The sequence below is a fragment of the Furfurilactobacillus curtus genome, assembly GCF_045862785.1.
GTDB classification, from domain to species: domain Bacteria; phylum Bacillota; class Bacilli; order Lactobacillales; family Lactobacillaceae; genus Furfurilactobacillus; species Furfurilactobacillus curtus.
The window spans coordinates 130528-144090 of record NZ_BQXO01000002.1; the positions used below are offsets into that span (position 1 = coordinate 130528).

Below are 13563 nucleotides of genomic sequence, written 5' to 3' on the forward strand. Positions count from 1 at the left end.
TTGCTGCGGTTAAAATTTACTACTCATTAGTTGCCCTGAGTGTCGAGCTCCACCAGCCTGATCCTTGTGCCTAGCCTGTTGCCAGCAATTGGTAAAGCCCACCAATCACTGCCAACTTGCTAGTGCTCAGGCTCAAAACGGCTGACTGCGCTCTGAGTTCTTTTGTCATGACAAGGTAAACGATGTTAGTATATCTTCAAAGAGAATGATGTCATCAAACACACAGGGGGTTATCATGACGCTTTCAGATCAACAAAAAACAATCATTCGCGATGCGTTATTAAATATTGACGATCCATATTATCACAATACATTTCAGGATGCGGTCGATGAGGATGAATGGTTCCGGTTGAATGAAGGGTTTATTCAACAAGATTTACAACAGTATTTACCGGTAGGATTATCAACCGAAGATCCGGCAGTTTGGCGTGTGATTCGTGCCTTTTTGAAGCAATATCCGGCTTAGATCAAATTGATCGTTCAGATTTTTTCGTAGTTGATTTCGTTTAGTTGTCCGGCTAAAAAATTAGCGATGATAGCAAAGCATTGTTCAAGCTGTTGCCGCTCAGCTTGATGGATGGGTTGTCAGGATTGGACAGTAAAAACTGACTGCCATTTTGGTAACGGTTATTTGCCCATTTAGAGATGACATGACTATGGGGACATCAAGAGCCTGTTTTTAAACCACGCGATGGGCTGATAGGGTTCACCCAGCGAAGAGCAAGGTTAAATTTGACCATTCGCTGATCTTGCTCCTAGATGCCAATGTTTTACTGGGTAATGGTCATTGCAGTGGGGGACGCCGACGATAAACCGTGGTTTAAAAAATGCCAAAGCTGTAGTTCGTTTGCTAACATATTTTGTTCCTTATGATCATCGTGTGACATCAATTAAATGCGGGATGTTCACGGATTGGCTTACAATAAAGGTGATGGTTAGTGGAAATTGTCAACGAAGGTGAGGGTGGGCCATGAAGTTAATCGATTTGACGTATCAAGGTAAAGCTGTAACTAGTGCCGCAGATGTCGAGGCAATTACTTCTTATTTAGCACAGCAAAATCCTTTTAGTGAAGATACGTTGCTGTTAGCGACTAATCGCCCGGTGGTGGTCATTGGTCGCCTGCAGGACGCTTACACGGAAGTGAATTTAACCGCTTTGCGCGATGCCGGTGTCGAACTGATCCGACGTTCATCAGGTGGCGGGGCCGTCTATATGGACGAAGGTAGTTTTGTGTATACTTTTAATATTGTGGAGGTGGCTAGTATGGGCTTTAGATTGAATTTTGCCCATTATGCACAGCCACTCATTCAAACATTAACCGACCTTGGCTTACCAAATGTGGCGTTAACCGGCCGAAACGATGTGACGATCGCTGAACGAAAAGTGTCCGGGATGGCTGGTTTTCAAATCGGACAACGTTTCGGTGTTGGTGGCACGATTATTTTCAAAGCTAATCCGACAATGGCGAGTCAATTGTTGACGCCATTGCGTTCAAAGTTTGAATCAAAAGGTTTTCATTCAGTAGCGAGCCGGATCACCGACATTAAGTCGTTATTACCGGCTACTCAACAGGATTTAAGTGCGGATGGCTTTCGGCAACGGTTCCTCGCACAAGTGTTTCACGTGAAACTCGGCGATCCAATCCCAACTATTAGTTTTACTGATGAACAGTGGGCACAGATTATGGCGATTAAAGCTGAACGGTACGGCAACGATTTATGGAACTATGGGCGGCAACCGCACTTTAGCAATTATGTGCGCCATCATTATGATCAGGGAACCGTCGCCATTAATTTCGAGGTAGAACAGGAACGGCTTACACAGGCGATGATTTTTGGCGATTTTTTCACTGAAGTGGCAGATTTATCGACGGCCGAGGGTCAATTAGTGGGGACGAAGATGACGTTTAACGATTTAGCACAAACGTTTGATACAACTGCGATTAAGCAAGTCTTTCCGTGGATGAGTGGAGAACAGTTCGCTCATCTGGTGTTGGCAAAAGATTAACTAGCTAGTGCCATCAACGATTTAAGCCAACTTTTGCTCTCTGCATCGGCATCAACTGGGATGCTAAACGGCGTCCCAGCAAACAGCGCTGCCACTTGTGACCAATTCACCTGATCATCAGCTAGTAAGCTGGTGGTTAATTGTTCGATTTGTGCTTGAGTCACATTTGCCAGGCGGTGTTGGTCACCATTAAATAGCAATAATAAGTTATTAACGGCCAATTGTTGAGCTAATTGTTGGTGCCATTGAGGCTCCGTGAGTAATTGGGACACTCGACGGCGATCGCTTAGCGGTACAGCGGGGAGCTCCTTTTGGATGAATGATTGAAAATGCGACCATTGCTGATCTAACACCAAGTAGAATTGCCAAGGAACATCGCGGTTAAATTGGGCTAAGGTTGCTTTGGCTGCCACCGTTAGATTCCAAGGTAAGGTTGATTGTTGAGCAGCTTGTTCAAGCCAGGTGCGTAAGAAATGCAGCATCGTCTGTTCGATGACGTCTGGCTGGTGCTGAGTTAAGTGCCAACGCACCGTCAGAAAGTCACTCAGTTGGGTATCGGGAATTGTACGACTATTTTGTTTGGTAAGGCGCTGGTTTAAATGACGTAATCGCTTTTGCCGACTACTTTTTGCGTAGTGACCTTGTTTAACCACTGCTTGTCTGACCTCCTGAAAGAAGTGTAGTTATTAGCTTTATTAAACCACTAAAAGAACGAACACACCCGTTATCGGTGAAAGTTTACCGATAACGGGTGTGTTTTTAAGCTGGATTGATTAAAATTTATGTCTTAACTAGGTCAACTAGGAATGTGTGCGAAAGCTATTTGACCTAGACAACAACTAATTAACCGATTGTGGTTTCAGCAAAGCATCTGTTTCAGTCGTGATCTCAGTCAGCGTGTGCATGTCGCCTTCGAGATCTTGATACAGCTTGCGATACAATTCATAATATTTATTGTAAGCTTCGTGACGTTTAGGGTCTGGTTCAACCTTGGGGCCAAGAACTTGCCATTTTTGCACGTCATCGACGGTTAGGGTATCCGTGCCTAGACCAGCCAACATAACATCGCCTAAGTTGGCTTCAGCATCTTCAATGGGGGTGCGAACCGCGTAGCCAGTGATATCGGCAAACATCTGGACCCACCGTTTGGAATTAGTTACGCCACCTGCAATGACGATATAGTCACCTAGATCGCGACCGGTACTTTCAATACTGTGACGTAAGGCATAGCAAACGGCTTCTTGGAAAGCATGATATAAGTGAGCTTTGGTATGAACAAGTGAGAGACCAAAGATTAATCCCTTAGCATCCGAATTCCATACAGGTGCGCGTTCACCCATGAAGTAAGGGAGAACGATTAAACCATCGCTACCGACGGAAATGTCTTTTGAAAGCTCATCCAATGCGACATAGGCGTTTACACCACCGGCTGCTTGATCTTGGACTTCTTTTTCACCTAAATTGTCGCGGAACCACTTCGTAATAGCACCAGCGGTTGCTGAACCGGAGAAGTTATAGACGAGATGCTTGGAATCATAAGGATACGGCCAAACGATCAGTCCTTGACCTTTAATCGGTGTTTCACTCACTAGCGCAGCGTTCATTGAAGAACCAATCGCGGCCACGTAACGACCAGGTTCGAAGACGCCCATGCCAATGTTAGCGGCCCCAACATCAACACCACCGGGAACGATTGGTGTGCCAGGTTTTAAGCCCAGATCAGCAGCTGCTTCAGCAGTGAGACCACCGACGATGGTGGTTGAGTCAACGATTGAATCAGGCATCATGCTGGCGGGAATTCCCATGGCATCCAACATTTCTTGTGACCAAGTGTTGGTATTAATGTCATACAACCCACCTAGATTACCGGCGGCCGAATGGTCGATTGAAATTTGACCGGTTAATTCATAAATTGCGTAGTTATTCGGCGGCAAGAATAAACGAATTTTTTGCCAATTTTCTGGTTCGTGATTCTTAATCCAGAGAATTTTTGTGTAGCCGTAGTAAGGGTCGGCAACATCATTACCGGTGATTTCTGTTAAACGTTCTGGGCTAATGTGTGACTTTACCCAGTCTGTTTCGGCTTGCGCACGACGATCCATCCAGATTAGATCCGGACGAACGGGTTTCATATGCTCGTCAAGTGGCACACCGGAGCCCCCATACAAACCGCTAATCCCAATGCCTTTGATATCTTCAGGGTTTAACTTAGCTGCCTTAACGACGGCGCGGATCGAATCCTTTACTCCTTTAACCCAAACATCAGGCCATTGTTCAGCCCAAAGTGGTTTAGGAGTTAAGACATCGTATTCTTCCAAATCTTGTGCAATCAAGTGGCCTTCCGTATCCATTAAGATACTTTTAGTCCCTGAGGTTCCAATATCAGTCCCAATTAAATAATTCATGGGTTGACGTCCTTTCTGACTGTTAAGGATAGACAGAGGCGGATTATTGCAGCCGCAATAACTCGCCTCAGTAACGATTAACTTAGGTTTACCAAGCAGTGAAGGCACCGTCAACCAGATAGTCATCCCCAGTTGAGAAGCTGCTAGTGTCGCCAGCTAGATAAACGGCAATTCCTTGCAATTCATCTGGACGACCTAAACGACCTAATGGTGCCCAGTCATTCCACGTCTTGATTAGTGGCTTGAGATCAGGTGAACTCAAGGTTAGATCAGTTCCCATGTAACCAGGACTGATGGTGTTAACCCGCACGCCTTTTTTAGCCCATTCAATGGCGAGTGATTTAGACATTTGAATAACACCCGCTTTAGTTGCGTTGTAAGAGACTTGTGGTTGTGGACGGTTAACAATGTGTGCTGACATTGAAGCCGTATTAACAATTGAGCCTTTACCTTGCTTAATCATGTAGCGACCAGCAGCTGTTGAGCAAAGGAAGACAGCATTTAAGTTCAAGTTAACGACTTTTAACCAGTCTTGATACGACATTTCTTCGGCAGGAATATTTAAACACATCCCGGCGTTGTTAAAGGCCGCGTCTAAACCGCCTAATTGTGAAACAACCGTGTCAACCATGCCCTGAACTTCATCAGGGTCCGTGACGTCGGCTTTCACCGCAATTGCTTTACGGCCAGTTGCATCAGCAATTTCAGTCGCTGTTGCTTGCGCCTTGTCACCGTTGATATCAACAATAGCGACATCAGCACCTGCTTCAGCTAACCCAGTTGCCATGGCTTTACCTAGGCCTTGAGCGCCACCGGTAACATAAATTTTCTTATCGGTGAGTGCCATACGATCTAAAATACCCATGTTTATCCTCCTAAGGTAAACGATTTTAAAAGTAACATTGGACTAATTGGATATTTAATTCAAATAGTTTTGCAAAATCGCTTTATTTAATACACCAACAATGTAAAACGTGAGCGAGAAGATGTCAACACTTTTTTGAAACCGTTTTCTAAAATTGCTTTTATTTTTTCATAATGGTAGTTTTTGAGTAGTGAAAATGGAGTGAGGGGACAATATGACAGATGCCATTACCACTGGCACACCGCATTCAGCGGCCATGTACCAGCTGATTTACAACTCAAAAAAAATATCTAAACAAGAAATTGCTCAACAAATGCAACTTAGCTTACCGACAGTGACACAGACCTTACATCAATTACTAGCTGATGAGTTGATCGTAACTGATGGAAAGTTTTCTTCACAGGTTGGCCGCCGGGCGGTAGTTTATTCACCAAATCGCGATCGTCGCTTTGCCATCGGTTTGGAAATTTTTTCCGATCACGCAACGCTATCGCTATTGAATGTGATGTTTGAAAACTTAGGGACGGCTCGGTTAACGATTGATTTTACGACTGATGACACTTACTTCACGAAGTTAGCGCAATGGCTCCATCAATTTTTGCTGGAGCAAAAAATTGATCAGGACAAGGTGATTGGTGTTGGCATTGGCATTCAAGGCTTGATTTCCCCAGATGGAAAAACAGTCCTGTATGGAAAAATTCTAGATTGCACTGGATTAACCAGCGCACGGTTTGAAACGGCGTTTGGATTACCAGTTACTTTGTATCATGATGCCGATTGTGTCGCGATGGCAGAACAGACCTTGTCTAAGGATCATCGCGATGCGGTGTATCTATCGATTGGTGAACACCTTGGCACTGCGATTATGATTGATGATGACATTTATACTGGTCAAAATGGTCGTAGCGGAACGATGGAGCATATTACCTTAAATTCTCAGACAGGTAAGCAATGTTACTGTGGACGAAAAGGGTGTTTAGAAACTTATAGCGCGTTGAGTGCGCTGCTACAACCAGGCGAAGTTATCGATCAATTTATGCAACAAGTTGCGGCCGGAGAACCAGCTGCTAGTGTTCGTTGGCAACAATATTTGGATGACCTAGCCGAAGTTATTAATAATCTGCACATGTTTGTAGATAATCGCATTGTCCTTGCTGGCGACTTAGTTCAGTACCTTGATGACGCTGTATTAACGACTGTGAATCAGCGAATTCGTCAAATCACGGCATTTCCTGAGGATCGTGATTATGTCCAATTAGGAACGGTCAGGAATCGGCCGGTCTCGACAGGAGCTGCTATTCCCTTGATAAAGGCCGCGCTTCAAACAATTCAATAAAAAATTAAGACGGCTAGTTGCCGTCTTTTTTGTTGGCATTAATACACAATCAAGTTGCCAGGTGTTTAATGAGAAACACAGAATCGTTACTAATGTCACAAAGTTGACTTATTTTTATATTTTTTCCTCATTGCGTCGATTTGGTTTGGGAGATATTTGTCGAATATATTAGATATTATCCGTATAAGCCAAGCAAATTTAGTTGTTGCTCAATAATGAGCTAGACAACGAATTTACCGCAGATGGTTGCAAAATGAAATCGGTTACATTTATAATGTGGCAGAAAAGAAATACAATTTTATAAAACTACTTTGTTTAAATTGATGGGCTAAGCAGTTTGTTTTGTAACTAATATGACATAGGTCATGCTGTGGATGGTTGACCTGTGTTCCAGGAGGGACTTCTTTTGAAAAAGTTTGTGTCTTATGCGGTCGGCGCATTTGGTCATGATGCGTTTTATAACACACTAAGCATTTATTTCATGATGTTTGTGACGAGTCAATTATTTACGAATAAGGGTGATGCAGCGATGGTCGGAATTGTGACGACGCTGATTGTCTGTATCCGGATTGGTGAAATTATGTTTGATCCGATTATCGGTGGGGTCGTCGACAATACCCAGACCCGCTTTGGTAAATTCAAGCCATGGATCTTGTTGGGATCAGTCATTGCCTCTATTGGTTTAATCTTAATCTTTTCTGATTATGGTGGCTTAGCGACCAGTAATCCGATGTTTTACTTAGTTTTATTTGGAATCACATTCTTAATTTTGGATATTTTTTATTCCTTCAGTGATATTGCGTTTTGGTCAATGTTACCAGCGCTAAGTATTGAAAGTAAGGAACGGACGCGCTTTGGTACCGCTGGTCGATTTGGTTCAACCCTTGGTGCACAAGGAGTGATTGTTATCATCACACCAACCATTGCCCTATTTTCAAAACTTTTTTCTGGTGCGAAGAATGGTCAACAGACACAAGCTGGTTGGCTTGGTTACGCGATTGTGGTTGCACTTTTATGTGCCGGTGGCGCCTTGTTGACAGTGTTGAATACCAATGAACAACACAATTTGATTCGTGCCAATGTTAAACACACGAAGTTTACTGAAGTTTTCAAAGTAATCGGACGTAACGACCAATTATTGTGGATCGCATTGTCATATTTTTTGTTCGCGTTTAGTTACGTGGTGACTAACTCACTGATTATGTATTACTTCCGCTATCGTTTGGGCGACGTCACAGCCTATACATGGGTTGGGGTGATTACGTGTATCTTAGGCGTCATTTCCGTCGCACTTTTCCCAAGCTTAGAATTAGCGATTCACCGTAAAGCAATTTATATCGGCGGCATTGGGATGATGTTGATCGGCTATATGCTCTTTGTTTTCGCCGGAGCAAACTTACCCCTAGTGTTAACGGCTGTTGCCTTATTATTCTTCCCGTATCCACTCATCTTCTTGGCAACCTTGATGGCGATTACCGATAGTGTGGAATATGGGCAGTTGAAGAGTGGCTCACGCAATGAGTCGGTGACATTATCTGTACGACCGTTAATTGATAAGCTAGCTGGCGCCTTTTCAAACGGGGTCGTTGGGATTGTGGCCGTCGTGGTTGGTATGACCGGTAATGCTAAGCCAAGTGATATCAGTGCAGCTGGCGTCCAACGCTTCAACACGTTTATGTTTTATGTTCCGATGATCTTGCTTGTTCTTGCGGCAGTTATTTTCTTCTTCAAAGTTAAGTTAAATGAATCAGAACATGAAAAAGTAATGCGTCAGTTGGAAGCACGGCTGCAAAAGGATCAGCAGGAAACAACAACTTCTGAAGTTATGACCGACGAATTAAACGCTCAATCAACGATTGAAGGAGCACCAGAGCATGTACAGTGATCACGATAAAATCCATGTTGACCCAACTAAATCCGCTTTAGCAGTGCTGGGTGGAAACGCCAAGCAGACCGATGAATCAAATCAACGTTATTTAAAGCGGCAATTAACCGTTTACCTAGAAGCATTGCTACTGGTTCAACAATTTAATGAGTTAGAAACGACCCGTTTTGAGTTGGCCCAATCAGACCAAATTGCCCGAATTTTAGAACGGGTAATGATAAACTAAATTAAAATTTTCAAGTTATTCTCATTGACTTTTAATTATAAACGTCGTATATTATGTCTATTCGAATAGTAAAACGATCTGATCAGGAGAGTAGTTGAATTTGTCAGTATTTAGCGAGCCTCAGACGTGGTGAAATGAGGAGACTGACGTTCAATGAAGATGGCCTGTGATCGGCACGATTGAGCATTGGTGAAATTGTGATGGGTGGCGACCTTTAATTCGCACACCGGCTGGTTTAGCGGTTAGTGAGCATTGGAGTGTGAATTTCAGTGAAATGAGAATGGTAACGTGCGGTAGCGCTTCTTAAAGAGATTTCTTTAAGAAGCGTTTTTTGTCGTTGAACCACTTGGCCGGTTGTCTAGGCTAAGGTTCGATGCCACTGGGCTTAGGCCATTTTTCAAGATGTGATCAAGGGAGGATATTCATTATGAAGAAGAAATGGAAATTATTGAGTTTCATCAGTGTGTTGGGAATTCTATTGTTTACCTTGGCCGGGTGTGGCGCTAACCAGGCTAAAACAGTCAAAGTCGGAGTGGTCGGTGATGAGGATGCGTCCATCTGGAAAGATGTCGCTAAGACGCTGGCCAAAAAAGACCACATTACCTTGAAGGTGGTTAATTTTACCGACTATACGCAGCCTAACGCCGCTCTAAGCGACCATAGTATCGATATCAATGCGTTTCAAAGCTATAATTTCCAGCGTCAATGGAATCAAGCCCACAAAACGAACATTGTGGCCATTGGCAACACTTACTTTCAGCCGTTAGCGTTGTATTCATCGAAAGCAAAGAAATTGGCTGATTTAAAACAAGGTGCACAGATCGCGATTCCGAATGATGCGGCCAATGAGGAGCGTGCTTTAATTTTATTACAGCGCGCTGGACTAATTAAATTAAATAAGACGAATTTGGCAACGCCTAAGAATATCATCAAGAACCGCTTGAAACTTAAGATTACAACGGTGGATGCTGCGCAAACCGCGCGATCATTAACAAGTGTAGACGCTGCCGTTGTAAACGGAAATTACGCATCGGCGGCAAAATTGTCACTGAAGCAGGCACTTTACGCAGAGCATTTAAAGACGGGTGGGCAGTACATCAACGTTGTTTCAGCCTTGAAGAAGGATAAAAATAACGCCACATATAAGAAAATCGTTAAAGCTTATCAGACAGAAGCGACTAAGAAGAACATCCAGAAGTACTACAAGGGTAATACCCTGCCTGCTTGGTAAACAAGAATCTGGAATTTAAATCTTTTTATCATTAAAGACGATCTTTAGGATAAATGGTAGGTTTTAATAAGACCAAAAAGTCCTTGGCAACTTTGAATCCCTCATGTGAATTCAAAGTTGCCAAGGACTTTTAAAATTATTTATTTTGTTTCACGTGAAACTATTTTACTGAAAGAATGGGCGGAACCAGTCGTTGGATTGCTTGTGATAGTGATTTAATTTATTTTAAATGCGCCGGAATTACTAATTTCCCTTGTGGATGATCATCCTTACCGGTCAGGGTGTTGACTAACACTTCTGCGGCACTGGCACCCATTAAATAGGGATTCTGTGAAATGAGTTTGAGACGTGGTTCAATATCTTTGGCCGTTGCCGTGTCAGAAAAGGCAGTGGCAGTGGCGTGTTCATTATCGAGATATCCTTGAAAAATGAGGCTCGGGATAAATTCTAACAACCAACGTTCTTTGAGGGCAAAGACCAGCGTTTTTTCAGTAGAATTGGTGATTAATTCAACGAGTTTTTGATGTACTTGGGTATGATTGTAAGATTCTTCCGATACTTCTAGCACATCGACGTTAGCGGCTACTGACTTTATACCTGCGTAACGTTCCCGTCGAGTAGACGCTTGACCAATTTTAGAAGTTAGGACAACAACGTGGGTGTAGCCACGTGAATAAAAATAACGAGTCGCTTTCTGGGCCACGTCAAAATTATCGGTGACGACCTGTGTCCATGGCGAGCGTTCCAATTCTCGGTCCACGATGACGACAGGAATGTTGCGGCGCATTAGATTTTGAACTTGAACCACGTCATTAGTGAACGGTTGAAGAATTAGGCCATCGTACGTGTGCTCATTCACAGTTTTAATTAAGTCGACTTCTCGTTGCCGATTTGAGTCAGTGTCAAACAACACACCAGTGTAGTGGTTAGCTTCAAGAATATCGCTAATACCCTTGAACAACTCTGTCGAGAAATAGTCATCAATATTGGCGACCACCACGGCGACCATACTACTCGAGTGAGTGATCATTTGGCGGGCGGCAGAATTCGGCACATAGTTTAGTTGGTTAATCGCATCTTGGATATGGCTAGCCGTCGCTTTGGACATGCGGTCTAAATTGCCGTTTAAGAACCGCGAGACGGTCGCAATTGACACATTTGCCAGTGCGGCAACGTTTTTCATGGTTGCGGCTTTTTTTTGCGCCATTCGTGTCACCTCATAAGGTTAGTTTTCTTAACTATAGTGGACAAGGCGTGCACTTGGCAACGGTTGCCCTAAAGTTATTTTTTTCGTTAGTTTGTGAAATTTTAGCTTTCAGACGGAAGGTAAATGAAAGCGATGTATTTCAGCTGTTTTGGAAAACGTTTACCAAAATTCTAGTCAATTCAGCGACATAATTCACGAAGTACGCTCTAAAACACGCAATTTAAAGCTTGCGTTTATTTGGGAAAGCGTTTACCATAGCTTTCGAAAGTGTTGGCAAACGTTTACCAAGCTTTAGCTGGCTGACGCCATCTTTGGATCACTAATCACAATTATTTTGGAGGGAATCGAACATGACAGTCATTTTAAATACGTGGGTGTTTGAACAAGACGTCAAACGCGGTGTTTCACAGGTTGATCTAGTTGATCGTGTTGCGAAACTGGGCGCGGATGGCATTGAGGTTCGACGAGAATACTTTACTGATTTAGCTACAGAACTACCACAGGTTGGCGAAAAGGCCAAGGCTCATGGACTTATCGTCAATCTTAGTGTGCCTGATCAATTGTTTTTGGATGATGGCACCGTTAATCCTAAACTACCGGGATACTTTGCTGAAGGGCAAACGATGGGGATTTCGAAAATCAAATTTAATACCGGTCATTTTGACCGCTTCACAGGCGATTTAGCAATGGCCTTTGCTGAGTTGCCACTCGACCAGATCGAACTAAACGTTGAAAATGATCAGACGCCAGTATCAGGTACTGTATCAGCCATTACGACATTTCTGACCGCTGCTCATGAAGCTGGGTTGACTAGCCTTGGATATGTATACGACTTGGGTAACTGGGCGTTTACTCACGGAGACGCAACGGCGAGTGCAGAAGCCTTAGCGCCATTTATCCATTATATTCATTTGAAAAATACGGCCGAAGCTGATGGCAGCTTAGTGACGACTGACGATTTAGATACTGGACTTTACGACTGGCGAGCACTTTTGAAAATCATGCCAAGTAACGTTCCATTTGCCCTAGAATTTCCCATGAAATCAGATGAAGCAATTAAACAGCAATTAGCATTATTACGAACTGAGGTAGGTGAGAGCTGATGACATCAACAATTATTGCCATTTTATTATTGGTCACCTTTGGTGGATTTATTTATTACATCCTAAAGGGCGGCAACTTAATGATCGGGTTCTTCGTGATGGCCATCTTATGGTCTGTCATTGGCTTGGTCCCGTTCAATACCGCCATTCAGAAGGTCTTTGCTGAACCAGCATTAAAGTACGGTCCAACAATTATCTATATTGTCTTTGGTTCTTGGTTTGGGCGTGTCTTGGTGGATAGTGGCATTGCGCCAGCCATTTCCCAAGAGACGAACAAAGTTGGTAAGAAACGTCCCTTGTTAGCGGCGATTCTTGTGATTCTGGTAACCGCCTTTATCTTCGTTAGTGCGTACGGGGTTGGTTCTGTGATTGCGATCGGGGTTATTTTGTTACCAATTATGTTATCGGTTGGGATGCCAAGAGATATTGCTTTGTCAGCATTTTCGTTGGCCATCGGTGCACCGATGTACATTAACGTGGTCCTTTTTAATCAGATCAAAGCCTTTTTCCCTAAAGCAGAATATGGTGGTAAATACCTCGTCTTCGGGTGTATCGCCGCTGCCATTCAGTTAATCGCCGTGGTGATTTTCCTGATTTGGAACCGTAAGAAGATTAATCCTAGTCAAGCAGAAGCCAATTTGCGAGCCATCGGGGCGGAGAATAACGATGCTGCTGAAGTCAAATCTGTTCCCAAACTAGCCTTTGTGATCCCGATCATCCCTGTGTTGATGAACATGTTGTTCAAGTGGGATGCCATTCCGGCCTTAACTTTGTCGACGTTATTAGCAATTTTTATCACCGGGAATGCCAAGTCATACAAAAAATTCGTCAGCTTTTTGGATAGTTCAATTAAACAAGCAATCGGCGATATTGCTGGTTTAATCATGTTCTTGATGTCATTAATCATGTTTAGTGGCGCGGCCTCAATTAACGCCGTTCGCTTCAAGCCACTGTTTGAGGCCATTTTGCCCAGCAACCACTTGATTTTGGCGTTAGCGTTGGGTGTTTTAGCACCATTGGCGTTGTTTAGAGGACCATTACATGTCTGGGGTGCTGGTGCAGCAACCGCAGCGGTGCTGTCAGGAACCGGATTGTTTAACGATGCCTTTCTATTACCGTTATTGTACGTACCAACATTAATGGCGGTTTCGACGGATATTACCCAATCATGGAATGTTTGGGGCCTAGATTACATGAAGGTTCAGTCAAAGGATTTCCTCAAACACGGGATTCCGATTATGTGGGTCGTTTCAATTATTAATGAATTGCTCGTCTTTTATTTCTTTGGCTAAGTGAA

At 43.5% G+C, this 13563-nt stretch carries 12 protein-coding genes; 8 read left to right on the top strand and 4 right to left on the bottom strand.

Annotation, left to right across the window (positions count from 1 at the left end; genetic code table 11):
• Positions 1-235 precede the first annotated feature (235 nt).
• Both ACKTR2_RS03725 and ACKTR2_RS03730 read left to right on the top strand, forming a co-directional pair.
• On the top strand, positions 236-466 hold the full coding sequence (locus tag ACKTR2_RS03725; protein ID WP_407882676.1) for a hypothetical protein: 231 nt from the start codon (positions 236-238) through the stop codon (positions 464-466).
• Positions 467-970: 504 nt separating this feature from the next.
• Complete coding sequence (locus ACKTR2_RS03730) at positions 971-2008, top strand: lipoate--protein ligase (protein WP_407882677.1); 1038 nt, start codon at positions 971-973, stop codon at positions 2006-2008.
• Here the strand turns inward: ACKTR2_RS03730 and ACKTR2_RS03735 are convergent.
• The 3 genes from ACKTR2_RS03735 to ACKTR2_RS03745 form a co-directional block, all read right to left on the bottom strand.
• On the bottom strand, positions 2005-2661 hold the full coding sequence (locus ACKTR2_RS03735; protein WP_407882678.1) for a hypothetical protein: 657 nt from the start codon (positions 2659-2661) through the stop codon (positions 2005-2007). The genes ACKTR2_RS03730 and ACKTR2_RS03735 overlap by 4 nt on opposite strands.
• Before the next feature lie 186 nt (positions 2662-2847).
• A complete protein-coding gene (locus ACKTR2_RS03740; RefSeq protein WP_407882679.1) occupies positions 2848-4413 on the bottom strand; it encodes an FGGY-family carbohydrate kinase in 1566 nt (521 codons plus the stop codon).
• A gap of 88 nt (positions 4414-4501) precedes the next feature.
• Entirely contained in the window at positions 4502-5278 is a 777-nt protein-coding gene (locus ACKTR2_RS03745; protein WP_407882680.1) for an SDR family oxidoreductase, read from the bottom strand.
• A gap of 214 nt (positions 5279-5492) precedes the next feature.
• Here ACKTR2_RS03745 and ACKTR2_RS03750 point away from each other — a divergent pair, with 214 nt between their 5' ends.
• The 4 genes from ACKTR2_RS03750 (at position 5493) to ACKTR2_RS03765 (ending at position 9956) form a co-directional block, all read left to right on the top strand.
• Entirely contained in the window at positions 5493-6614 is a 1122-nt protein-coding gene (locus ACKTR2_RS03750; protein ID WP_407882681.1) for an ROK family transcriptional regulator, read from the top strand.
• 406 nt (positions 6615-7020) lie between these two features.
• Positions 7021-8499 carry a glycoside-pentoside-hexuronide (GPH):cation symporter gene (locus ACKTR2_RS03755; RefSeq protein ID WP_407882682.1) on the top strand — a complete coding sequence of 493 codons (1479 nt, stop codon included), beginning with the start codon at positions 7021-7023 and terminating at the stop codon, positions 8497-8499.
• Entirely contained in the window at positions 8489-8725 is a 237-nt protein-coding gene (locus ACKTR2_RS03760; protein WP_407882683.1) for a hypothetical protein, read from the top strand. Before ACKTR2_RS03755 ends, ACKTR2_RS03760 begins: the two co-directional genes overlap by 11 nt.
• A gap of 427 nt (positions 8726-9152) precedes the next feature.
• Positions 9153-9956, top strand: coding sequence for a MetQ/NlpA family ABC transporter substrate-binding protein (locus ACKTR2_RS03765; protein WP_407882684.1), 804 nt, complete (start codon positions 9153-9155; stop codon positions 9954-9956).
• A gap of 220 nt (positions 9957-10176) precedes the next feature.
• On the opposite strand, the gene ACKTR2_RS03770 is transcribed toward ACKTR2_RS03765, so the two are convergent.
• The gene (locus ACKTR2_RS03770; RefSeq protein ID WP_407882685.1) at positions 10177-11163 is read right to left on the bottom strand and encodes a LacI family DNA-binding transcriptional regulator; all 987 of its coding nucleotides are present in this window, start codon (positions 11161-11163) and stop codon (positions 10177-10179) included.
• Between the two features lie 350 nt (positions 11164-11513).
• Here ACKTR2_RS03770 and ACKTR2_RS03775 point away from each other — a divergent pair, with 350 nt between their 5' ends.
• Both ACKTR2_RS03775 and ACKTR2_RS03780 read left to right on the top strand, forming a co-directional pair.
• Complete coding sequence (locus ACKTR2_RS03775) at positions 11514-12266, top strand: sugar phosphate isomerase/epimerase family protein (RefSeq protein WP_407882686.1); 753 nt, start codon at positions 11514-11516, stop codon at positions 12264-12266.
• Positions 12266-13558: a gluconate:proton symporter gene (locus tag ACKTR2_RS03780; RefSeq protein ID WP_407882687.1), complete on the top strand. Its 1293-nt coding sequence runs from the start codon at positions 12266-12268 to the stop codon at positions 13556-13558. The genes ACKTR2_RS03775 and ACKTR2_RS03780 overlap by 1 nt, the downstream gene beginning before the upstream one ends.
• Positions 13559-13563 lie beyond the last annotated feature (5 nt).